This is a genomic window from Nonomuraea sp. NPDC050404 (genome assembly GCF_040655495.1).
Taxonomy (GTDB): Bacteria; Actinomycetota; Actinomycetes; order Streptosporangiales; family Streptosporangiaceae; genus Nonomuraea.
In genome coordinates, this window is sequence record NZ_JBFAKB010000026.1 from 144,418 (window position 1) to 168,159 (window position 23,742).

Consider the following 23,742-nt stretch of genomic DNA (forward strand, 5'->3'; position numbering starts at 1 on the left):
TCAGCGGGTGTTCCCCTCATGGGTGAGCCAGACCGCGCCGAGCGGCGGCACCCGCAGCGTCGCGGAGTGCGGCAACCCGTGCCACGGCTCGTCGCCCGCCTCGACCGTCCCCATGTTGCCCACGCCGCTGCCCCAGTAGGTGTAGGCGTCGGTGTTGACCGCCTCCGTCCACGGACCCGCGTACGGGAGCCCGAGCCGGTAGCTCTCGTGCGGCCCGCCGCTGAAGTTGACCACGCACGCCACCGCGGACCCGTCCTGCGCGTAGCGGACGAACGAGAACGTGTTACCGGAGGCGTCGTCGGCGTCGATCCACCGGAAGCCCTCGGGCTTGGCGTCCTGCTCCCACAGCGCGGGGGTGTCGCGGTAGAGCCGGTTCAGGTCGCGTACCAGCTTCTGCACGCCCTGGTGCCCGTCGAACTCCAGCACCCACCAGTCCAGCCCGCGCCCCTCCGACCACTCCGAGCCCTGGCCGAACTCGCCGCCCATGAACAGCAGCTGCTTGCCCGGATGAGCCCACATGAACGCCAGCAGCGCCCGCAACTGTGCGAAGCGCTGCCACTCGTCGCCCGGCATCTTGCCCAGCAGCGAGCCCTTGCCGTGCACGACCTCGTCGTGGGACAGCGGCAGCACGTAGTTCTCGGAGTAGGCGTACAGCAGCGAGAACGTCATCTGGTGGTGGTGGTACTGGCGGAAGACCGGCTCGTGCCGCAGGTATTCGAGCGTGTCGTGCATCCAGCCCATGTTCCACTTGAACCCGAACCCCAGCCCGCCCAGGTGCACAGGACGCGAGACCCCGGGCCAGGCCGTAGATTCCTCGGCCACGGTGGTGATGCCGGGCGCCTCCCGGTAGCAGACCGTGTTCATCTCCTTGAGGAACTCGACCGCGTCGAGGTTCTCCCTGCCGCCGTAGACGTTGGGCGTCCACTCGCCCTCGCGCCGCGAGTAGTCCAGGTAGAGCATCGAGGCCACCGCGTCCACCCGCAGCCCGTCGATGTGGAACTCCTTCAGCCAGAACAGGGCGTTGGCGACCAGGAAGTTACGCACCTCCCGGCGGCCGAAGTCGAACACGTACGTGCCCCAGTCCGGGTGTTCGCCCCTGGCCGGGTCGGCGTGCTCGTACAGCGGCGTGCCGTCGAAGCGGGCCAGCGCCCACTCATCCATCGGGAAGTGCGCGGGCACCCAGTCGAGCAGCACGCCGATGCCGCGCTGGTGCAGGCGGTCCACGAAGTGGCGGAACTCGTCGGGCGTGCCGAACCTGGCCGTCGGCGCGTAGTAGGAGGTCACCTGGTAGCCCCACGACCCGCCGAACGGGTGCTCGGCCACCGGCAGCAGCTCCACGTGGGTGAAGCCCATGTCGGCGACATAGGCCGACAACTCGTCGGCCAGTTCCACGTACGACAGCCCCGGCCGCCACGACCCCAGGTGCACCTCGTAGATGCTCATCGGCCCGGTCTGCGCCGGCTTCTCGCGCCGATCGACCAGCCAGGCGTCGTCCTGCCAGCTGTAGTCGGACTTGTCGATCACCGAAGCGGTCAGCGGCGGCACCTCGGTCCGCCTGGCCATCGGGTCGGCCTTCTCCCGCCACACCCCGTCGGCGCCCAGCACCTGGTACTTGTAGCGCTGGCCGGCTCCGAGGCCGGGCACGAACAGCTCCCACACCCCGGAACGGCCCAGCGAGCGCATCGGGTAGGCGGTGCCGTCCCAGTGGTTGAAGTCGCCGACGACCCTGATGCCGCGCGCGTTCGGCGCCCAGACGGCGAACGCCGTGCCCTGGACGTCCTGGTGCTCCATCACGCGCGCGCCGAGCGCCTCCCACAGCCGCTCGTGCCGCCCCTCGCCGATGAGGTGCAGGTCCACCTCGCCGAGGGTGGGCCAATGCCGGTAGGGATCCTGCACCTCGTACGGCTCCGCGCCCGCGTACTTGATGCCCAAGGTGTAGCCCGGCACCTTGTCCAGGCCGGGGACGGTCACCTCGAACACCCCGTGGGCCTGGTGTTTCATGGTGTGGGCAGAGCCGTCTTCGAGCGTCACCCGGACGCGTTCGGCCATGGGTCGCAGGGTGCGGAACACCACGCCGCCGGAGACCGGGTGCGCTCCGAGTACGGAGTGGGGATCGTGGTGCGCGCCGCCCGCGAGGCGGTCAAGCTCTGTCCTCATCGGCATGCTCCCAACACTGCCCTATGAATACCGTCCATCCCAGGCACTGCCCGCTTTCACCGCGACAATCACCGGGTGTGCGAAATCCCGGGTTTATCACAAGAAGATGCCGAGACGGTCTATCCATCCTTTGCGGGTCCTTGCCTCGACATACTGGTGCGCCGCCTCCGAGGAAGGTCCGAGACATGCATCCACCGACACCCGGCCCCGGCTACCCGCCACAGGGAAGGTCTAGGTGGTGCGTGGGTGGAAGGCGGCCAGCGGGATCGATATCCAGGAGGGGCGGTTGCGGGCCTCGTACACGACCTCGTACACCGCCTTCGACAACTCGAACGCCCGCAACAACGCCGCGTCGGCCGCGCTGATGACGCCGCCGCCCTCGGCGTAGCCGCTGAGGAAGGCCGACCGGTTGCGGTCGGCCCACTCCTGGGCCCTGGGCTCCAGCTCCTCGGCCTGGGGATGGTCGGCGAGCAGGTGCCTGGCCGCGTAGTCGAACGAGCGCAACATGCCCGCCACGTCCCGCAGCGGCGAGTACAGGGCGCGGCGCTCGGCCAGCGGTTGTCCCGGCTCGCCCTCGAAGTCCAGCACCACCCAGTCCGTCGGCGTGCGCATCACCTGGCCGAGGTGGTAGTCGCCGTGCACCCGCTGCACGGGCACCTCGCCGGTGAGCAGCTCCACCCGGTGGTAGGCGTCCTCGATGGCCGCCACGTGCTCGCGCAGCGCGGGCACCTCGGCCACGGCCCGGCCCAGCCGGCGCCTGAAGTTCTCGGCCATGCGCTTGACCTCGTGCAACTCCACGACGCCGGTGGGGAAGGCGCTCGCCAGCTCGTGGTGCACGCGGGCGGTGGCCACGCCCAGCCGCAGCGCCTCGGCCGCGAAGTCGCCGCCCGCGTCGGCCGCCGTCACCTGGGGGAGCGAGGCGTACAGGTCGCGCACGCTGGCCAGGGCCAGGTCCCAGCCGTCGTTGGCGGGGGTCAGGAACTCCTGCATGATCGCGAGCGTGGTGTTGACGCCGTCGAGGTCGGCCTCGATCCACCCGTACGGCTGCGCGATGTGCGGCGCGTCCCTGGCGGCCAGGGCGGTGACGACCTCCAGTTCGGGGTTCACACCCGGGATGAGCCGGCGGAAGAGCTTGCAGATGTAGGCGTCGCCGTACACCAGGGAGGTGTTGGACTGCTCGGCCCCCAGGACGAGGCTGCGCGGGGCGGTGTCGATGCGCACGCCGGAGACGTGGCGCATGCGCAGGCCGCTGCGGGTCTCGTTCCTGGCCATGCCGTCGAGCAGCCAGCTCGTACGGTCCGCGTCGTGCAGGGCGTCGTAGAAACAGGTGTGACCGATGGCGCCGATGCGGGCATGGGACAACCGGTTGGGCAGCACACCCCGCTCGCCGAGCAGGATCTGGTACCGGTCGCGCGAGCCCTCCTGCCAGACGGCGACGATCAGATGCCTGAGACCGGGCGTCAGCTCGACGTCCGAGTCGATCGAGAACTCGTCGATCGGGCGCCCCTTGCCGCCGAACCAACGCTGGCGGCCGATCCATGCGGCAAGGAGCTCGTCAAGCACGTCCTACTCCTCCTGGGTGATGGCCGGCGGGAGTGTGAACCAATAGAACCCATGCCCGGGAAGCGTCAAAAGATACGGAAGTTCGCCAATTGCCGGGAATGGTACGCCCCCCATGGTTTCAACGGGGGAGACGCCGACGAACCTGCGCAGATCGAGCTCCACCGGCTGCGGGAAGCGTGACAGGTTGTTCACGCACAACATCCGGTCGTCGCCCAGCTCCCTGACGAAGGCCAGCACGCTGGGATTGGAGGAGTTGAGCTCGGCATAGCCGCCCAGACCGAAGACCGGATGCCGCTTGCGGATCTCGATCATGCGCTTGGTCCAGTGCAGCAGCGAGCCGGCGTTCTTCTGCATGGCCTCGACGTTGATGGCCTGGTAGCCGTAGATCGGGTCCATGATGACCGGCAGGTAGAGCCGGCCGGGGTCACAGTCGGAGAAGCCCGCGTTGCGGTCGGGGTCCCACTGCATGGGGGTACGCACGCCGTCGCGGTCGCCGAGCCAGATGTTGTCGCCCATGCCGATCTCGTCGCCGTAGTAGAGCACCGGGGAGCCGGGCAGCGACAGCAGCAGGGCGGTGAACAACTCGATCTGGTTGCGGTCGTTCTCCAGCAGCGGGGCCAGGCGGCGGCGGATGCCGACGTTGGCGCGCATGCGGGGATCCTTGGCGTACTCGGTGTACATGTAGTCGCGCTCTTCGTCCGTGACCATCTCAAGCGTGAGCTCGTCGTGGTTGCGCAGGAAGATCCCCCACTGGCAGTGCTCGGGGATCTTCGGCGTCTGGGCCAGGATCTCGGAGATGGGGTAGCGCGACTCCCTGCGCACGGCCATGAAGATGCGCGGCATCAGCGGGAAGTGGAAGGCCATGTGGCACTCGTCCCCGCCGCCGACCGGGTCGCCGAAGTACTCCACCACGTCCGTCGGCCACTGGTTGGCCTCGGCCAGCAGCACCCGGTCCGGGTAGAGCCGGTCCACGTCGGACCTGATCCGCTTGAGGTACTCGTGCGTCCTGGGCAGGTTCTCGCAGTTGGTGCCCTCCTCCTCGAAGAGGTAGGGCACCGCGTCCAGCCGGAACCCGTCGATGCCCAGGTCCAGCCAGAACCGCAGCACCTCGATCATCGCCTTCTGCACGGCCGGGTTCTCGTAGTTGAGGTCCGGCTGGTGGTGGAAGAAGCGGTGCCAGTAGTACTGGCCGCGCACGGGGTCGTAGGTCCAGTTGGAGGTCTCGGTGTCGATGAAGATGATCCGGGCGTCCTGGTACTTCTCATCGGTGGAGGACCAGACGTAGAAGTCGCCGAACGGACCCTCGGGGTCGTGCCTGGACGCCTGGAACCATGGGTGGGCGTCGCTGGTGTGGTTCATGACGAGGTCGGCGATGACGCGCATGCCGCGTTTGTGCGCCTCGTCCACGAGCCTCACGAAGTCCCCGAGGTCGCCGAACTCGGGGAGGATCTTCATGAAGTCGGCGATGTCGTAACCGCCGTCGCGCAGCGGCGATTCGTACAGCGGCAACAACCAGAGGCAGTCGACGCCCAGCCACTGCAGGTAGTCGAGCTTGCTGATGAGGCCCCTGATGTCACCGGTCCCGTCACCGTTGGAGTCGGCGAAACCCCTGATCAGGACCTCGTAGAAAACCGCGCGCTTGTACCAGTAGGGATCGCGCGGCTTTTCCTCGTCAAAGGTGTTGGGAATGGGTGTGGAGCTCATGAGCCGCTCCGTGGAGGGCTTATGAGGGAGACGCTGTCACACACGTTGAAGACTCCCCGCTGAAAATCTGTTCTACCGTGGCGCGGCTCGAACGGTGAGAATGTGGGCAGGCTGGATGTGAGGGTCGAGGCGCACGTAGTTGCTCCGCCGCCAGCGGTAGGATTCGCCGGACAGTTCGTCGTCCACGACGAACTCTGCGTTCCAGTCGAGCCCGATGGCAGGCAGGTCAAGGTCAACGGTCGCCTCGTGGGTATGGTGCGGATCCAGGTTGATGACCGCCAGAACGACGTCGCCGAGCCCGTGCCTTCGCGTGGCCGCGTCATAGGCGCCGGGAAGCCGCTTCGAGAAGCAGACGATGTCCGGCTGGTCGACCCGGTGGAATCGTAGGTTACGCAGTTCCTGAAGCGCCGGATGTGCTCTCCGGAACAGATTCAGGTGCGTGATGAAGGGAGCCAGGCTCCATCCTTCGCGTTCGGCCGCGACCCAGTCGCGAGGCTTGTATTGGTATTTCTCGCTGTCCAGATATTCTTCGCTGCCCGGGCGTACGGGTACGTTCTCGCAGAGTTCGTATCCCGAATAGACGCCCCAGGCCGGCGACGCGAGCGCGGCCAGCACCGCCCTGATCTTGAACGCGGGAATGCCGCCGTGCTGAAGGTACTCGTGCAAAATGTCCGGCGTGTTCACGAAGAGATTCGGCCGCAGGTAACACGAGGTCTCGTGGGCGAGCTCCGTGAGGTACGTCTCCACGTCCTCCTTGGAGTTCTTCCAGGTGTAGTACGTATATGACTGGTGGAAGCCGGTCTTGGCCAGGGTGCGCATCATCGCCGGCCTGGTGAAGGCCTCCGACAGGAAGACGACGTCGGGGTCCGACCGGTGGATGTCGGCCAGCAGCCGCTCCCAGAAACCGACCGGCTTGGTGTGCGGGTTGTCCACCCGGAAGATGCGTACGCCGTGGTCCATCCAGTGCCGCAGCACCCGCCTGATCTCGATGTAGATCCCCTCGGGATCCTTGTCGAAGTTGAGCGGGTAGATGTCCTGGTACTTCTTGGGCGGGTTCTCGGCGTAGGCGATCGACCCGTCCGCCCTGATCGTGAACCACTCCGGGTGTTCCTTGACCCATGGGTGGTCGGGGGAGCACTGCAGGGCGAAGTCGAGCGCGACCTCCATGCCCAGCTCCCTGACGCGGGTGACGAACGTGTCGAAGTCGTCGATCGTGCCGAGGTCGGGGTGGACGGCGTCGTGGCCGCCGTCCTCCGAGCCGATCGCCCACGGCGAGCCCGGTTCGTCGGGCTCGGGGCTGAGTGTGTTGTTACGTCCCTTGCGGAACGTGGTGCCGATGGGGTGGATGGGCGGCAGGTAGACGATGTCGAAGCCCATCTTGGCGATGGCGGGGAGCCGCTTGGCCGCAGTCTGGAAATTTCCGGACTTGGACACTCCCAGCTCGTTGACCACCGCGCCCTCGGACCTGGGGAAGAACTCGTACCAGGAGCCGTACAGGGCCCTGCGCCGGTCCACCCTGATCTTGAGCGACCTGGACCTGGTCACCAGCTCCCGGAACGGGTGCGCCTCCAGCAGCGCGGCGGTCTCGGGAAGCTGGGCGATCGACAGTCGCGCCCGCGGGTCGAGATCCTCATCGCGCAGCGTGGCCGAGACCGACAGCAGCGCCGCCCGATGCCCGCAGGCAGGCTCGCCGTTGCCGCCGTCCCTCTGTGGCTGCTCCTTCTGCGAGGCGCAGCCGGTCGCGCGTACGCCCTTGGCGGCCCGCTCGAACAGCCGGGCGCCCTCCTCGCACATGAGGTCGACGTCCATGCCGCGCGGGATCTTGATCTCCGCGTCGTGCAGCCAGGTGCTGATCGGGTCGCTCCACGCCTCGACGCGGAACAACCAGTCGCCCTCGGCGGGCAGGCTCACGTCCACGCCCCAGCGGTCCGTGCCCGGGGCGAGCTCGCGCATCGGTTTGAGGCGCCCGCGCTGTCCGTCGGGCGAAGTGAGCACCACGCCCGCGGCCACGGCGTCGTGGCCCTCTCTGAACACGGTCGCCGAGACCTGGAAGGTCTCGCCGGCGACCGCCTTGGCGGGCCACTGCCCGCAGTCGACGACGGGGGAGATGTCCGAGATGGGAATTCGTCCGATCATCGCATTTCAGAGTTTGCGGCGGTACGCCCGGTACCGCCGGAGGTTTTCCCTGGCAGTTCGATCCTCGCATGTAAATTGCGGACAGCAGCGGATAGACCCCCCGAGAGTGTCTGCGGGAAGGTCCAACAACCTGGAAAGTTGCCCCAATAGTCCGTCTTCATGCTTGTTCCCGGAAGGGGTTTGAACGGCCTTCATGAGGGTGAAGGACTCAGAGGTCCCTCCTAGCCCGTAGGGTGCAGAAACGTGAGAGCTATCCGCCGGTTTACCGTCCGCACCGTCCTGCCCGCGGAGCTGGCCGCCCTCGGCGAGCTCGTCCACAATCTCCGCTGGTCCTGGCACCCGGAGACGATGGACCTCTTCGCCGAGGTGGACGCCGAGCTCTGGGAGCAGGTCGGGCATGATCCCGTCGCCCTGCTCGGCGCCGTCACCCCGGCCCGGCTGGCCGAGCTGGCCGCCGACCGCCGCTTCCTGCGCCGCCTCGCCGACGCCGCCGACGACCTGCGCGAATACATGACCGCGCCGCGCTGGTACCAGACGCTGGCCGAAGGGGCGCGCGCCATCGCCTACTTCTCGCCCGAGTTCGGCATCGCCACCGCGTTGCCCCAGTACTCGGGCGGTCTCGGCATCCTGGCCGGAGACCACCTCAAGGCCGCCAGCGATCTGGGCGTGCCTATCCTCGCGGTCGGTCTGCTCTACCGGCACGGCTACTTCACACAGTCGTTGTCGCCCGAGGGCTGGCAACTTGAGCACTACCCCTCGCTCGACGCGGGCGGCCTGCCGCTGAGCCTGCTGAAGGACTCCGAAGGCACGCCCGTCAAGATCCGCCTGTCCCTGCCCGACGACCGCGTGCTGCACGCCCAGGTGTGGGTGGCCCAGGTGGGCCGGGTGCCGCTGCTGCTGCTCGACTCCGACGTGGCCGACAACGACACCGCCGCCAGGGACATCACCGACCGCCTCTACGGCGGCGGCACCGACCACCGGCTCATGCAGGAGCTGCTGCTGGGCGTCGGCGGCGTACGCGCGATCAGGGCGTACTGCAAGATCACCGGCCACGCCGACCCCGAGGTCTTCCACACCAACGAGGGCCACGCCGGATTCCTCGGCCTGGAGCGCATCCGCGAGCTGACCGAGGCGCGGATGTCGTTCGACGAGGCGCTGGAGGCGGTGCGCGCCGGCACGGTGTTCACCACGCACACGCCCGTCCCCGCCGGCATCGACCGCTTTCCGGTGGACATGATCGAGCGCCACTTCGGCGGCTCCAACGGCGCCTGGCCCACCGTGCCCGTGGAGCGCATCCTCGCGCTGGGCGCCGAGTCCGACCCCGGGCGGTTCAACATGGCCGTCATGGGCATGCGGCTGGCCCAGCGCGTCAACGGTGTGTCCGAATTGCACGGCGAGGTCAGCCGGGAGATGTTCAAAAATCTTTGGCCGGGATTCGACCTGGACGATGTGCCGATCGGGTCGATCACCAACGGCGTGCACGCTCCCACCTGGGTCGGCAGGGAGCTCATGGAGCTGGCCGAGCGCGAGGTGCCCTCGTTGCTGGAGCGGGCCCGCGGCTGGGAGGGCATCCAGAAGATCTCCGACGACGACATCTGGCAGATCCGCGGCGTGTTGCGGCGGCGGCTGGTCGATGGGGCGCGGGCGCGGTTGCGCAGGTCGTGGCGCGAGCGCGGGGCCTCCGACGCCGAGCTGGGGTGGATCGACGACGCGCTCGACCCCGACGTGCTGACGATCGGGTTCGCCCGGCGGGTGCCGTCGTACAAGCGGCTCACGCTCATGCTCCGTGACCCCGTACGGCTGACCGAACTGCTGCTCGACCCGGCCAAACCGGTGCAGATCGTGATCGCCGGCAAGGCGCATCCCGCCGACGAGGGCGGCAAGAAGCTGATCCAGCAGATCGTCAAGTTCGCCGACCGGCAGAACGTCCGGCACCGGATCGTCTTCCTGCCCGACTACGACATGGCGCTCGGGCAGCTCATGGTGCAGGGCTGCGACGTCTGGCTGAACAACCCGCTGCGCCCGCTGGAGGCGTCCGGCACGTCGGGGATGAAGTCCGCGCTCAACGGCGGGCTCAACCTGTCGATCCGCGACGGCTGGTGGGACGAGTGGTACGACGGCACCAACGGCTGGGCGATCCCCACCGCCGACGGGGTGAGCGACACCGACCGGCGCGACGAGCTGGAGGCCGCGGCCCTGTACGACCTGATCGAGCACGAGGTGTCCGACCGGTTCTACGACCGCGCGCTCGACGGCCCGCCGCGCCGCTGGATGGAGATGGTCAAGCACACGCTTACCTCGCTCGGTCCCAAGGTGCTCGCCGGACGGATGTTGCGCGACTACGTCGTCACCCTCTACAACCCGGCCGCCGCCTCGGCCCGCGCGCTCAGCGCCGACCACTACGCCCCCGCCAAGGCGTTCGCCGCCTGGCGGGTGCGGGTGACCAGGGCCTGGCCCGGAGTGCGGGTCGAGCACGTCGAGGCGGCGGGCGTGGGTGACACCCCCGAGGTGGGTCACGCCATCGAGCTGCGCGCCACGATCGCGCTGGGCGACCTGGAGCTGGACGACGTGCAGGTGGAGGCCGCCTACGGCAAGGTCGGGCCGCACGACGAGCTGGTGCACCCGTCGTATGCGAGGTTGTCCGCGCAGTCGGTGGACGACGACGGGCGGGCGCACTTCACCGGCACCGTGCCGCTTGACCGTACGGGGGCCTTCGGCTACACCGTCCGGGTGGTGCCGCACCATCCGCTGGTGGTCACGCCGGCCGAACTCGGCCTGATCGCCGTGCCGGAGGAACCGGCGGGCATGACCAACGGAACCCTCCGCTAAGGGGGAGGACCGCATGGCGGGAACCGGTGCGTGAGTTACGGCGAGCGCAGCGGGTCTCGGACACGCATGTCGGCGCTCCGCCCGTGGGGGTTCCCAACAGGTTTGTGGTCTTCAAAGGGGTGCGGAGAGATGGGAAAAAGGCGGCATAATTCAAACGGTGGATGACACTGGCCTGCGGGCCGACAATCTGGTGGCCACGGTTCGCGGTGTGCTGCCGTCACTGACGCCTGCCGCCCAGACCGTCGCCCGCCTGATCCTGGAGGACCCCGCGACGGTGGCCAAGAGCACGATCACCGAGCTCTCGGCCGCCTCCGGCACCAGCGAGGCCACCATCGTACGCACCGCCAGGCTGCTCGGTTTCGCCGGATATCCGCAGCTCAGACTGGCCCTGGCGGCGGCAGCGGCGCAGCCCGACCGGCTGGTGCCCGGCGACCTGGCCCCCGACGACCCGCTGTCGGAGGTCATCCACAAGGTCGCCAGGGCCGAGTCCGAGGCGATCAACGACACCGTCGCCCAGCTCACCTCCGAGCGCCTGGGCCTGGTGGTGGACGCCATCGTCGGGGCCCGGCGGATCGACGCCTACGGGGTGAGCGCCTCCGGGCTGGTGGCCGAGGACATCGCGCAGAAGTTGCTGCGCATCGGCCTGTCCAGCCACGCCTTCCAGGACGTGCACCTGGCGCTGCCGAGCGCGGTGCTGCTGAAGCCGGGCGACGTCGCCATCGGCATCAGCACCTCCGGCGAGACGCCCGACGTGATCGAGCCGCTGAGCCGGGCCAAGGAGGCCGGGGCCACCACGGTCGCGATCACCAACAACCCGCGCTCGTCCATCGCGGAGCTGGCCGAGCACGTGCTGATCTCCGCCGGGCGCGAGACGGAGTTCCGCCCCGGCGCCCTGGCCAGCCGGATCAGCCAGCTCCTCGTCGTGGACTGCGTGTTCGTGGCCGTCGCCCAGCGCACGTTCGACTCCTCCCAGGAGGCGTTGGCGAGCACCAGGCGAGCGGTCAAGGAGTTCACCCGGAGAACGTCACCCGCACGTCGTCAGCCTTGACGTACATCACGCGGTGGCCGTACTGGATCTCCAGGTACTTCGTCTTGCCCCGCACGACCTTGTGGTCCTCCAGGTTGAAGGTCACCGCGCGGTAGTACTCGGCGGGGGCCGCGCCCGCGAGCGTGTACTTCTCGCCGGCCGAGAACGTGTACTGCAGCGGGGTCACCGCCTGGTACGGGATGCCCTCCGGGTACGCCTCCTGCTCCGGGTAGGCCCTGCCGTACACCGGGACGGTCGCCTTGCCCGGCTTCGGCGTGACCACGAGCCCCTTGGACGGCACCGCGGTCGGCGCGCTCGCCGGGTTGTGGAACCACGCCTTCTGGCCCAGGTACCAGATGGCCGTCCAGTCGCCCTGGCGTCCGGCCACGGCGTAGCGCTGGCCGGTGCTGGCGCGGGCGCTGTGGTCGTACACGCTGTAGAGGGACTCGCCGGTCGGGTGTTTGCCGATGTCCTTGACCAGCGGCGCGTCCGCTCGCGGCTCGGTGCGCAGCCAGACGGTGTGCGCGGGCAGCGGCGGGCAGGCGGCCTCGGGGTTCTTGCGGTCGCAGCCGTAGAAGTACGGCTTGTTCGTGGCGAAGTCCGGCTTGATCATGACGGAGCCCGACGACGGCCCGCCGAACCCGCGCAGCGGCGCGCCCATGAGCTGGAAGTAGTGCGCCCAGTCCCAGAACGGTCCCGGGTCCTCGTGCATGCCGCGCACGGTGGTCGGCAGGGTGCCGGGCACGTTGTCGTGGCCCAGGATGTGCGCGCGGTCCAGCGGCACGCCGTGCTTGAGGGCCAGGTAGCGGACCAGCCGGGCGCTCGACCGGTACATCGCCTCGGTGTACCAGGTGCCGCCCTCGGCCAGGAAGCCCTCGTGTTCGAGCCCGATGGACTTGGCGTTGATGTACCAGTTGCCGGCCTGCCAGCCGACGTCCTTGGTCTTGATGTGCTGGGCGATGTGGCCGTCGGAGGAGCGGATGGAGTAGTGCCAGCTCGCGCCGTAGTTGGGGTCCTGGTTGAGGCGGATGGAGGGCAGGAAATATCCCTCCATGTCGTGAATGATGATGTAGTCGACCTTCTGGCTGAACGGCCGGTTCGCCAGGTCGTAGTGCCCGTAGTCGTTGTCCGGCAGCTCCTGGTAGGCGGCCGGGATCCACTCGCACGAGATGGAGGCCGGGCACTCCACGCCGTCGGGCCGGGTGTGCCGCAGGCCGAGCTTGTCCAGCCACTTCGCGATCGCCGTCAGACCGGGTACGGCGGGCAGCCTGACGGTCCCGCCGTCGTCGGTCTTACGCTCGGCCCCTTCCCTGATGACCGAGAACACCTCGTCGGCGAAGAACTTGGCCGCCCCCGACTCCCCGGCCCCCGAGTACTTGGCGACCGCGCCGTACCACTGACCCGGGTCCTCACTCAGCGGCGCGCCGAGCGCCTTCTGATAGTCGGCCAGCAGCGCCGCACCACCGCGAATGTTGGCGGCATCGTCGCTACGCAGCTTCTCGTGACTCTCACCGGTGAGCGCGGCGGCCCGCTCCATGGTCCGCAACGAGGCGGGAACCTCCGCCGGCGCGGGCGCCTCGGCGGGGGGCAGCGGCCTGCCGTCGTCGCCGCGCGAGTCCTCCGCCCCCTCGTGGTGGTGGTTGGCGTTGGTGTACGCGGCCGCGTCCGTCAGGTGCATGGGCCCGAACCCGGCGTCGCTGGAGGGCTGCCCGGCGTGGGCATCCCACCGGGACTGCAGGTAGGAGACGCCCAGCAACACGCTCTGCGGAACCTGGTACTCCTGCGCCGCCGCCGCGAACGCCTGCTGGCGGTCGGCCGGTTCCTGGGCGTGAGCCGCGCTTACATTGCTTAACGGCAGGACGGCGACGAGCGAGATCGCCAGTAGTCTGCGCATGGATCACTCCTCGGGACTGGGGGTGCTTGGTGCCAGAACAGCGTCTCAACAGTTTCCTTCGCAAGCGAGATCTTTGCGAAGACAATTTTCATCCTTTGTGGCACCCTCACCGTTCGCCGTGCCAGGAGTGCCACAGGGCCGCGTACGCGCCCTCCGCCGCGACCAGCTCCTCATGCGTCCCCAGCTCCGTGACCCGCCCGTCCTGCATCACCGCCACCCGGTCCGCGTCATGAGCCGTCTGCAGGCGATGGGCGATGGCGATGACCGTGCGGCCCTTCAGTACGGCGGCCAGGGCGCGTTCCGTGTGGCGGGCCGTGCCCGGGTCCAGCAGGGCGGTGGCCTCGTCCAGGATCAGCGTGTGCGGGTCGGCCAGGACCACGCGGGCCAGCGCCAGTTGCTGGGCCTGCGCGCCGTCCGGGCGGTGCGCCCCGTGGCCCAGGTCGGTGTCCAGGCCGTCGGGCAGGTCGTCGAACCAGTCCGCGCCCACCGCCGCCAGGGCCGCGCGCAGGTCGGCGTCCGTGGCGGCGGGGGCGGCGATCTGGAGGTTGTCCCTGATCGTGCCGAGGAACACGTGGATCTCCTGGGTGACCAGGATGACCCGTTCGCGCAGCAGGGCGGGGTCGAGGTCGGCCACGGGGACCCCGCCGACGGTGACCGAGCCGCTCCTGGGGACGTCCATGCCGGCCAGCAGCCTGCCCAGCGTCGTCTTGCCCGCGCCCGACGGGCCGACGATGGCCAGGCGTTCGCCGGGGCGTACCCGCAGATCCACCCCGTGCAGGACGTCGCGGCCGCCGTCGTAGGCGAAGTACGCGCCGCTGACCTCGATCCGGTCGTCGGCCGGGACCGGGGCGGCCAACGCGGTGCCGTTGCCGGGGGCCGCGGCCAGGCCCTCGACGCGGGTGAAGGAGGCGGTGCTGGCCTGCAGGCGCTCCAGCTGCTCCAGGATGGTGTTCATCGGCTCGGCGAGCTGGCGCAGGTAGAGGGCCGCGGCGACGACCGTGCCCAGCGTCATGGCGTTCGGGTCCCGCATCATCAGCGCGCCGCCGATCAGCAGGACCGCGACCACCGGGATGGTGTAGGAGACGTCCACGATCGGGAAGAGCACCGTGCGCAGGAACAGGGTCTTGAGCCTGGTGCGGCGGCTCTCCTCGATCGCCCTCTGACCGGCGGCGATGCGGAGCTGTTCGAGCCGGAGCGCCTCCATCGTGCGGGCCCCCGAGGTGGTGGAGGCCAGCTCCTCGGCCAGCGCCGAACCGGCGGCGCCCTCGGCCAGGTACGCGGTCACCGCCCGGCGCAGATACCACCGGGAGCCGAACCAGATGCCCGCCAGCCCGAGCAGCCCGCACGCCCCCAGCAGCGGATTGAGCACGAAGACCGCGCCCAGGATGAACAGGGCCTGGACCGAGGCGATGGCCACGTCGGGACCCGCGTCGCGCAGCATGACCCCGACCGTGGCCACGTCGGTGGTGCCCCTGGTGGTCAGGTCGCCGATGCCGGCGCGCTCGACCGCCGAGGAGGGCAGGGCGAGCGCGCGCTCGGTGAACTGCTCGCGGATGCGGGCCAGCGTACGTTCGCCGAAACGGTGGCCGACGTAGTTCGCGTACCGGGACAGCAGGAACTGGGCCACGGCGCAGAGCAGGATGATCAGGGCCAGCCGGTCCACGGTGGCCAGCTCCGAGCCCGCCTTGACCTCGTCGATGATGCGGCCCAGTAACCACGGCGCGGCCAGGCCCGCGCCCGCGGCCAGGGCGTTGAGCGCCAGCATGCCGGCGAAGGCGCGCCCGTCGACGCGGATGAGCCGCAGTGCGGCGCGGCGGGCCTGCGCGGGCTCGGCGATCGGCAACTGACCGGAACCGGCCACCGGGGGCGGGCTGGTCATCGGTCCTCACCTCGGGGGACGAGCGGGGTCATGCGGGGCGTGCCGGTCAACGGTTCTCGTGCCGGGGCGAGCGGGGGCGTACGGGGTGTGCCGGTCATCAGTCGTCACCCCGGGATACGAGGTCGCGGTAGCCCGGATTGTCGCGTAACAGGTCGTGGTGGTCGCCCGTGGCCGCCACCGTTCCGTCGACCAGGTAGTAGACGGTGTCGGCGCGGTCCAGGACGAGAGGTGAGGTGGTGGTCACCACCGTGGTCCGCCCGGTCCGCGTGGCGCACAGCCGATCGGCCACGTTCGCCTCGGTGTGGGCGTCCAGGGCCGAGGTGGGCTCGGCCGCCAGGAGGATCTCCGGGTCGGCCAGCAGGGCGCGGGCCAGGCGCACGCGCTGCCGCTGGCCTCCGGACAGGTTGCGGCCCTGGGCGGCGATGCGTGAGTCCAGCCCGTGAGGAAGCGCCTGCACGATGTCGTCGGCCATGGCCGCATGCACGGCACGCTCGACGGCAGGGTCGATGGCGGCAGGGTCGGAGGCGGCAGGGTTGAAGGCGGCCATGCGGCCCGCGACGATGTCGCGGAGCGGGCCCGCGAACAGGTCGGCCTCGTTGTCGGCGAGCAGGATGTGCTCGCGTACGCGTGCCGGATCGATGTCACCGAGCCGGACCCCGCCCCAGGCCACGGCCGACGCGGTGAACCCGCCCAGCCGTTCGAGCACCGCCGCCGCCTCCGCGGGACGGGCGCTGACCAGGGCGGTCAGCCTGCCGGGCGCGATCTCGACGCCGGAGTCCGGGTCGCACAAGGGGGCCGGCGAGCCGGGAGCGTCGAGGCCGCCGTCGCTCTTGTCGGGCTTGAGGGTCAGGAAGTGCACGGTCCTGCGGGCGGCGACGAGACCACGGCTGATGTCGTACGCGCCTTCGACGAAGAACGACACGGGCACCACCAGCACGGCGGCGTACCCGTACACCGCCACCAACTCCCCGACCGTGATGTCCCCCTGGACGGCCATCCGGGCGGCCAGCCACGTCACCGCGCCCAGGAACAGCGTGGGCAGGCCGACGCCGAGCGAGCGGATCCAGCTCGTCACCGTCCCGACCCGGTAGCCCTGCCGCCGGAGTGCCTGCGAGCCCTGCCGGTAGCGGTCGGCGTAGACGTCCTTGCCGCCGATGCCGTTCAGCACCCGCAGCCCGCCCGCGATGTCCACGAACCGCGCGGCCAGCTCGCCCTGCCGTACCCGATAGGCGGTCTCCACGCCGCGCAGCCGGCCCAGCAGCGGGCCGAGCAGCACGACGATCAGGGGCACGCCGAGCAGGACCACGGCCGCGAGCAGCGGCGAGACGGCCAGCAGCAGCCCGGCCACGACGATGTAGGACAACACCGCGCCCACGCCGGGGCCGGTGATGGTCAGCACGTTGGCCATGATGGCGGCGTCGCCGAACCCGATCGTGACGACCTCGCCGGTGGACGTCTTGCGCCGCAGCGCCGCGCCGAGGCGGGTGGTGTGCAGCATCACCACCTGTACGGACCGGAACATGGCGTCCATGCGCACCTTCGTCATCGTGCGGTGACGCATGATGGCCAGCCACGCGAGCAGCACCCCGGCGCCGAGCACCGCCGCGGCCCAGCCGGCCAGCGCCGGATAGCTGCCCTTGGTCAGCCCGTCGTCGATGGCGCGGGACAGGAAGTACGGCGGCAGGGTCAGGCACACCATCCAGGCCGTGCCCAGGCACGCGCCCAGCGCCGTCCGGCCGCGCTGCTGGGTGACCAGCCACCACAGGTACCGTCCGGCGCTGCGGCAATCGGGGGTTCCCGGCGCCATGATCCCATCTGCCATGTATCGCACATTAGCGGCCGGTGTATCCCGTTCTTCGGTTGGCCAACCGGATCACGGCACGAGGATGACCTTGCCGGTGGTGCGCCGGGACTCCAGCGCGGCGTGCGCCCGGGCGGTCTGCGCGAGGGGGAAGGACTGCACGGCCGGTACGAGCGACCCGTCGGCCGCCGCGGCCAGCGCCCTGGCCTCGTACTCGAGGCGGGTCTCCGGCCGGCCGAGCAGGACCAGCAGGGCGTTGGTCACGGTCAGGTCCCGCTCCTTCAGCGTCTCGGGGTCCGGGGTGAACTCCTGCTGGGAGGAGCCGCCGATGGTGAGGTACCGGCCGCCGGCCGCCAGGAGGTCGAAACCCGCCCGCGCCTTGTCGCCGCCCACCCCGTCGAGCAGGGCCGTGACCGTGTCGCCGCCGAGCCAGTCCCGGACCTCGCGCTCCCAGGAGGGCCGGTCGTAGTCGACAGCCAGGTCCGCGCCCAGCTCGCGGACGGCCGCCACCTTGGCGGGGCCGCCCGCCGCGCCGATCACCGTGGCGCCGAGGCGGCGCGCGTACTGGATGATCAACCGGCCGATCCCGCCCGCCGCCGAGGTCACCAGCACGATGTCGGAGGAGGTCAGCTCGGCGGTGTCCAGGAACTGCAGCGTGGTGCAGCCGGTGACGATCATGGCGACGGCGGTCTCGTGGCTCACTCCGGGCGGCACCCGGTGCAGGTTCGTCACCTCGGCCACCGCCAGCTCGGCGTAACCACCGGGACTGCCGCCGGACGTCACCACGTCCGCGCCGAGCCAGGCGGCATCGACATCGGGGCCCACGGCGTCCACGCGGCCCGACACCTCGCCGCCGAAGATCGTCGGCAGCTCGGGCAGCGGCGGTGAGGTCGGGCCGCCCAGGCCGGCCCGCATCACCGTCTCGACGAAGTGCACGCCGGCCGCCTTGACGGCGACGCGCACCTGACCGGGGCCGGGCTCGGGGTCAGGGACGCTTTCGTAGCTGAAGTTCTCGGCGGGGCCGAAGGAGCGCAGGACGACGGCATGCATGATGACTCTCCGAAAGGTCGTGGTCAGTCCGTCCTGCAAGCCTGCTACCTCAACTATGCTTGAGGTCAACCCATGCTCTTGGTGCCGTCCAGGGACTCGCGCAGGATGTCGGCGTGGCCCGCGTGCTGGGCGGTCTCGGCGATGATCTGCGCCAGCACCCGGCGGGCCGACCAGCGCGCGCCGGGCTCGAACCACGGGGCCTTGGGCAGCGGGTGGTCGACGCCGAGGTCGGGCAGGGTGGCGATCAGGTCGTCGGTCCGCTGGGCCACCTCGGCGTACTCCTTCAGCACGCCATCCAGCGTCTCGCCGTCCAGCAGCCGGAACCCGTTGGCGAACTCCGCGTAGTCGTCCTCGGCCATCGCGTCGAAGTCGGGCATCGCGGACGGGCCGCTCCGGATGAACTCCGTCCAGCTCCGCTCCATCTCCGTGACGTGCTTGATCAGGCCGCCCAGGCACAACTCGCTGACGGTAGTGCGCTGCCGGGCCTGCTCGTCGGTCAGGCCCTGGGTGGGCACCCGCAGGAAGTGCCGGGCCTGCCCCAGTGCCGCGATCAGGTCGGCGCGCTCGCCGGTGACGCTTCCAGGAGTGGTCATGATCGGTTCCTTCCGCTCGTCTTGCCGGTCAAGGACCACTCTGACAGGCATACCGGTCACTTTCTGGCCTGAATTGCGGGGAGAATCGGGAACATGGCCAACACCAGCACGCGGACGCTTCGGTTGCTGTCCCTCCTGCAGACCCACCGCTACTGGCCGGGCGCCGAACTGGCCGAGCGGCTCGACGTATCGGCCCGTACGCTGCGGCGGGACATCGACCGGCTGCGCGAGCTGGGCTATCCGGTCCAGGCACAGCGCGGCGTGGACGGCGGTTACCAACTCGCCGCCGGCGCGGCACTGCCGCCGCTGGTGATCGACGACGACGAGGCCGTCGCCCTGGCCGTGGGGCTACAGGCCGCCGCGCAGGGTGCGGTGGAGGGTCTCGCCGAGTCCTCGGTACGGGTGCTGGCCAAGGTGGTGCAGGTGATGCCGGTACGGCTGCGGCGCCGGATCGACGCGCTGCGCTCCATGACCGTGCCCGCCGGATGGGGAGGCACGTCCCAGGCCGGCGTGGACCCCGGCGTGCTCACCGTGATCGCGCTGGCCTGCCGGGACAACGAACAGCTCCGCTTCTCCTACACCGCCGCCGACGGACGCCACAGCGAACGGCAGGCCGAGCCGCTTCGCCTGGTCTGTCTCGGCCGCCGCTGGTACCTGGTCGCCTACGACCTCACCCGCCACGACTGGCGCAGCTTCCGGGTGGACCGGCTGTCCGAGCCGCAGGCCACCGGAGTGCGCTTCCGGCCCCGTGACCTGCCCGCCGCCGACGCGGCCGAGTTCGTCCGCGCCCGGCTGGACAGCGTGCCGTGGTCGCAGCGGGTGGAGGTGGTGGCCGACGCGCCCGCCGCCCTCGTACGCGAGCGCATCGGCAGGTGGTGCACCGTCGAGGAGATCGACGCCGGGCACTGCCGGGTACGGATGACCGTCGACTCCCTGGAGTGGGCGATCATGGCCATGGGCGCGCTCGACGCCGACTTCCACGTCATCGAACCCCCCGAACTGCTCGACCAGATCCACAAGTGGGGATCCCGCTTCACCCGCGCCCACTAACGCCCGCCAACGCCCGCTGGCGCCGAGGTCAGGGGCCGGTGTCGCGGTCAGGAGGCGGTGCTGAGTACGGCCTTGCCGTGCAGGCGGCCTTCCAGCAGGGCGGCGACGGCCTCGTCGGCCTGCCGGTAGCCACCCCGCCACGAGATCCCGGGATCCAGTTCGCCGGCGGCGACGCGGGCGGCCAGCCAGGTCAGGTCGGGGCGCAGGTCAGAACCGTCCAGCAGGTAGAACGTGACCAGGGAACGATCGTGCCGCCCGCTGTCACCGAACAGGGCGCCGAACGGGAAGGCGTCCGGCTCGCCCGTACCGTGACCGACGGAGATCAGCGTGCCGTGCGGGGCCAGCTTGTCGAACGCCGCGACGAGTTGCCCGCCGCCGACGTTGTCCACCACCCCGTCCACCAGGCCCTCGGTCTTCTCCGGGTGGGAGACCACCTCATGAGCGCCCAGCGCCCGCAGCGCGTCGCCGTGCCCCGCCGGGTCGCTGGTGGACGCGACGACCCGTGCCCCGCCAAGCCGGGCAAGTTGTACGGCGTACCGGCCCACGCCCCCGGTGGCCCCCGTCACCAGGACCCGCTTGCCCAGCATCGGCCCGATCCTGCGCAGCGCACGCAGGGCGCTGGCACCCGCCACCGGGATCGTGCTGATCGCCCCCATATCGGCCCCGGCGGGAACCACGCCCAGCAGCGTGGTGTCCACGGCCCGCAGCTCGGCCCACGCGCCGTCGAGGCCGATCGTGATCACCGGGGTGCCGGTGGGCGGTCCCGACCCGTCGGCGGCGGCGCGCTCGACCACGCCCGAGGCGTCCCAGCCCAGCACGGCGCCGTCGGGGGCGTTCGGGATGCCGTGCCTGACCTCGCCGTAGTTGAGTGAGGTGGCGCTCACCCTGACGAGCGCCTGGTGTGGCCCGGGTACGGGGTCGGCGGCCGCATCGAGGCGCAGGCCGGAGACGGTCGAGTGGTCGATGAGCAGGGCTCGCATCAGCGGCACCTTTCAGGAAGGGAACAACTGACACTTTATGCCACTCAGTGGCATAAGCGCGCAAGTGGCGTTCGCCGCTCGGATACACTGGCCTCCATGACCACCGCACCGCCGCTGGGAGAAGACAGGAAGCCGCTGCGCGAACGCAAGAAACAGCGCACCCGCCAGGCGCTGGTCGATGCCGCGCTGGACCTGTTCGGCAGCCGGGGCTTCGGCGGGGTCACCCTCGACGAGCTCTGCGAGGAGGTCGAGGTCTCCAAGCGCACCTTCTTCCGCTACTTCGGCAGCAAGGAAGACGTGGCGATGGCGCCGCTGCAGGACATGTGGCGGGCCTTCCTCGTCGAACTGGAGACCGCCCCGGCCGACGGCAGGCCGCTGCTGGAGCTGATGCAGGACACCCTGCTGACCGCGCTGGACCAGGTGGCGGACGAGGCGTGGGCGGGCCGGGCCCTGGTGAGCTACCGCCTGTCGCAGGTCACTCCGTCGGTGAACGCGCAGAGCCTGCACTTCTGCGAGACCACCATGGGCTCCGTGCTGGAGGTCCTGCACCGCAGACTCGACCTCCCCGGCGATCCGCGCCCTGCCCTCCTGGGCGACATCATGGTCGCCGCCTGGCGGCACGCGGTGGCCGGCTGGGCGGCCACGGCCGGGGACCCGCCGGGCGTACCGGAACTGGCCACCCGCTTCCGCGAGGCCGTGGCCTGCCTACCGGCCAGCCTCACCCTCCCGGCCACCCCTCGCCCCGAGCCCGGCTGAGGTCCGAGCCCGGCTGAGGCCAGGGCACCGTGAGGCCAGGGCACCGTGAGGCCAGGGCACCGTGAGGTCGGGGCACGCTGAGGCCGGGGCGCGCCGAGGTCAGGCCACGCTGAGGTCGGGGCGTGCTGAGGTCAGGGCACGAGTTTCAGGGAGGGGCGCTGGTCGGGCAGGCCCATCAGCTCGCGTACGCGGGCGATCGGCCAGGCCAACTCCTGGGCCAGCGTGGCCGCGCTCAGATCGCTCTCGGCGGCGGCCAGCTCGAAGGCGTGGGCCAGCAACACGGGTTGCTCGCCCGGATAACCGGAAACAGGCTCGTTGGTGAAGCCCGGCTGGTCACGCAGCGCGGCCAGCCGCTGATAGGCGCGGCCGGCGGCGGAGTCGGACAACAACCCGGTCTCCCTGCACCGGTAGAGCAGCGAGTCGACCGACACTCCCCACCGCTGCCGCAGCTCGGCCAGCTTGCGCAGGTCGGCGCGGAGCGGGAGCTGGGGCAGGATGCTGTCGCGGGGCGTGAGGAACTCGGCGGCGAAGGCGTCGGCCTCGCGCTCCTGCTGGGAATCGCCCGCCGCGGTGTCACCGTGCAGGACGAGGTGCCCCAGCTCGTGGGCCGCGGTGAAGCGGTGGCGGTAGATGTCGTCGAACCTGTTGGGCGTCAGCACCACGATCGGCCGCGGCAGGCTGGAGGTGGAGAAGGCGTCCACGGTGACCGCGTCGGGGTCGTGGCGCGGGAAGGCCACGACGATGCCGTGGGACTCCATCCGGCGTACGAGATGGCTGATCGGGCCGGTGCCCAGCCCCCAGTGGGCGCGGAGCGCGCGGGCCGCGCCGGCGGGGTCGCGGGGCAGCGCGGAGTGCATCTCGCCACCCGCGAAGCCCGGCAGGTCGACCAACGGCAGCTGGACGCGTTTCTCCAGGGCGTAGGTCAGCTCCCAGACCTGCTCGACGAACGCCACGGCCTTGGCCCGCTGGTAGGCGCGGGTGGAGCGCAGGCTGCGGAAGTGGGCCATGGAGCCGTCGAGCTTGCCGTGCGGCCGGCCGGGCAGGAAGAACGCCATCGGCACCGACAACACCTCGGCCAGCCGGGGAAGCAGGTCGGGCCGGGGACGGGTGACCCCGGCCTCGTACTGCCCGACCGCGGCGGGAGAGACACCGAGATGCTCGGCGACCTCCTTCTTGGTGAGCGCGGCCAGATGACGCGCCTGGGTGAGCCGGGTGGCGTCGAACGCATCAGCCACAGCCTGCGGACTCGGCCCCCCACCCCTCACAACCTCGCCACTCTCGCGCCCGCCACTTTCAGCCCTGCCGTCCTTCGCGAGCCCACCACTCTCGGCCCCGTCGTCCTTCGCGAGTCCGCCCTTTCCGCCGGGCCCGCTGCTCCCGGGCCCGCCGCCCCTGACAGGACTGAGCGTCCCGGAGCCGCCCGGAGCCGGAGCCGGAGTGTCCGTTGTGGCACCTCGCGGAGCCGGTTTGTCCGGCTGGCTGTCACGCACCGTCGGCGGTCTGCGGGCGGATCGGGGAAGGCTCGCTGGCCGGGGTGGTCAGGCGGGCGGCCGCGGTGCGCGGGTTGAGCTCGGGGGCGGGCAGCACGCCCTGGTCGAAGGCCGCCGCGCCCTCGTCGCCCCCGGCTGCCACGGACGTCTCCTGGGCCAGCGGGATCTTCTCGCAGTGGTGCCAGCGCAGGCTGCCGGCGCGGTCGAGCAGCTCGGCCTCACCCCACCAGGTGTCCAGCAGCCCGGCGTGCGCGTTGCAGGCGTACGCGATCAGCACCAGCCTGGTGTCCTCCGGCAGGTCGCCGAGCGCCTCGGCGACCGTCTCCAGGCCGGGCACCGCCTGTGGCGAGACGTCGTGCAGCGCGAGCTGCCGCATGCGCGGCTCGGGCCCGAACCGGTTGAACAGCGCCTGCATCAGCACGGACGGCTTGCCCTCGCCGATGCGCGCGCTCATCACGCTGACCGAATGGTCCTTGGCGTAGCGGAACGGGAACAGCAGCTTGCCGTCGAGCACCACCAGCTCGTTCTGCGAGCCGCCTGGCTTGACGACGCTCACTTCGCCCAGGTCCTCGCCCCGGTCCCTGAACGCCGAGGCCAGTGCCTCGAACTTGCGCGACATGAGGGTGAACCCGAACGGGTGCAGATGGTCGGTCCGCGCCACCTTCTGCGCGTCGCGGGCGTTGTCCAGCGCCACCGACAACGCCTCGGCCACGGCCTGTCTGATCAGGGGAGCACGCTCGCCGAACGTGTCGCGCGCCCACACAGACATCTCCATGCCCGACCTCCCCGCCGCTTTACTTTCCAACATCATAGACCCGCCACGACTTCATGTT

Annotated in this window: 16 protein-coding genes; 4 read left to right on the top strand and 12 right to left on the bottom strand. The window is 70.4% G+C overall.

Translation table 11 applies throughout. The annotated features are described in order from the left end of the window. From glgB to AB0I81_RS48730, 4 genes are all read right to left on the bottom strand, one after another. Window positions 1-2,157: a 1,4-alpha-glucan branching protein GlgB gene (glgB, locus tag AB0I81_RS48715; protein WP_360673332.1), complete on the bottom strand. Its 2,157-nt coding sequence runs from the start codon at window positions 2,155-2,157 to the stop codon at window positions 1-3. Between the two features lie 231 nt (window positions 2,158-2,388). Next, on the bottom strand, window positions 2,389-3,720 hold the full coding sequence (locus AB0I81_RS48720; protein ID WP_360673334.1) for an aminoglycoside phosphotransferase: 1,332 nt from the start codon (window positions 3,718-3,720) through the stop codon (window positions 2,389-2,391). Between the two features lie 3 nt (window positions 3,721-3,723). Then, complete coding sequence (gene treS, locus AB0I81_RS48725; protein ID WP_360673337.1) at window positions 3,724-5,424, bottom strand: maltose alpha-D-glucosyltransferase; 1,701 nt, start codon at window positions 5,422-5,424, stop codon at window positions 3,724-3,726. Window positions 5,425-5,496: 72 nt separating this feature from the next. Next, window positions 5,497-7,560 carry an alpha-1,4-glucan--maltose-1-phosphate maltosyltransferase gene (locus AB0I81_RS48730; protein WP_360673340.1) on the bottom strand — a complete coding sequence of 688 codons (2,064 nt, stop codon included), beginning with the start codon at window positions 7,558-7,560 and terminating at the stop codon, window positions 5,497-5,499. 243 nt (window positions 7,561-7,803) lie between these two features. Between AB0I81_RS48730 and glgP the strand changes: the two genes are divergently transcribed. Next, window positions 7,804-10,389, top strand: a complete 2,586-nt coding sequence (glgP, locus tag AB0I81_RS48735; RefSeq protein WP_360673343.1) for an alpha-glucan family phosphorylase — start codon at window positions 7,804-7,806, stop codon at window positions 10,387-10,389. 157 nt (window positions 10,390-10,546) lie between these two features. Then, a complete protein-coding gene (locus AB0I81_RS48740) occupies window positions 10,547-11,437 on the top strand; it encodes a MurR/RpiR family transcriptional regulator (protein WP_360673346.1) in 891 nt (296 codons plus the stop codon). Here the strand turns inward: AB0I81_RS48740 and AB0I81_RS48745 are convergent. From AB0I81_RS48745 to AB0I81_RS48765, 5 genes are all read right to left on the bottom strand, one after another. Next, a complete protein-coding gene (locus tag AB0I81_RS48745; RefSeq protein ID WP_360673349.1) occupies window positions 11,400-13,310 on the bottom strand; it encodes a peptidoglycan recognition family protein in 1,911 nt (636 codons plus the stop codon). The genes AB0I81_RS48740 and AB0I81_RS48745 overlap by 38 nt on opposite strands. Before the next feature lie 106 nt (window positions 13,311-13,416). Continuing rightward, window positions 13,417-15,189, bottom strand: a complete 1,773-nt coding sequence (locus AB0I81_RS48750) for an ABC transporter ATP-binding protein (RefSeq protein ID WP_360673351.1) — start codon at window positions 15,187-15,189, stop codon at window positions 13,417-13,419. 97 nt (window positions 15,190-15,286) lie between these two features. Beyond that, window positions 15,287-17,011, bottom strand: coding sequence for an ABC transporter ATP-binding protein (locus AB0I81_RS48755; RefSeq protein ID WP_360673354.1), 1,725 nt, complete (start codon window positions 17,009-17,011; stop codon window positions 15,287-15,289). A 51-nt stretch (window positions 17,012-17,062) separates the two neighbouring features. Then, a complete protein-coding gene (locus AB0I81_RS48760; protein ID WP_360673356.1) occupies window positions 17,063-18,040 on the bottom strand; it encodes a zinc-binding dehydrogenase in 978 nt (325 codons plus the stop codon). Window positions 18,041-18,105: 65 nt separating this feature from the next. Beyond that, window positions 18,106-18,633, bottom strand: a complete 528-nt coding sequence (locus AB0I81_RS48765) for a DinB family protein (RefSeq protein ID WP_360673358.1) — start codon at window positions 18,631-18,633, stop codon at window positions 18,106-18,108. Between the two features lie 93 nt (window positions 18,634-18,726). Between AB0I81_RS48765 and AB0I81_RS48770 the strand changes: the two genes are divergently transcribed. Further along, window positions 18,727-19,683: a YafY family protein gene (locus AB0I81_RS48770; protein ID WP_360673361.1), complete on the top strand. Its 957-nt coding sequence runs from the start codon at window positions 18,727-18,729 to the stop codon at window positions 19,681-19,683. 47 nt (window positions 19,684-19,730) lie between these two features. Here the strand turns inward: AB0I81_RS48770 and AB0I81_RS48775 are convergent, their stop codons facing one another. Next, window positions 19,731-20,663, bottom strand: a complete 933-nt coding sequence (locus AB0I81_RS48775) for a zinc-binding dehydrogenase (protein WP_360673364.1) — start codon at window positions 20,661-20,663, stop codon at window positions 19,731-19,733. Window positions 20,664-20,759: 96 nt separating this feature from the next. Here AB0I81_RS48775 and AB0I81_RS48780 point away from each other — a divergent pair, with 96 nt between their 5' ends. Then, entirely contained in the window at window positions 20,760-21,419 is a 660-nt protein-coding gene (locus AB0I81_RS48780; RefSeq protein WP_360673367.1) for a TetR/AcrR family transcriptional regulator, read from the top strand. Window positions 21,420-21,550: 131 nt separating this feature from the next. On the opposite strand, the gene AB0I81_RS48785 is transcribed toward AB0I81_RS48780, so the two are convergent. After that, window positions 21,551-22,654: an XRE family transcriptional regulator gene (locus AB0I81_RS48785; RefSeq protein ID WP_360673370.1), complete on the bottom strand. Its 1,104-nt coding sequence runs from the start codon at window positions 22,652-22,654 to the stop codon at window positions 21,551-21,553. Between the two features lie 247 nt (window positions 22,655-22,901). Continuing rightward, window positions 22,902-23,684, bottom strand: a complete 783-nt coding sequence (locus tag AB0I81_RS48790) for a hypothetical protein (protein WP_360673372.1) — start codon at window positions 23,682-23,684, stop codon at window positions 22,902-22,904. Window positions 23,685-23,742 lie beyond the last annotated feature (58 nt).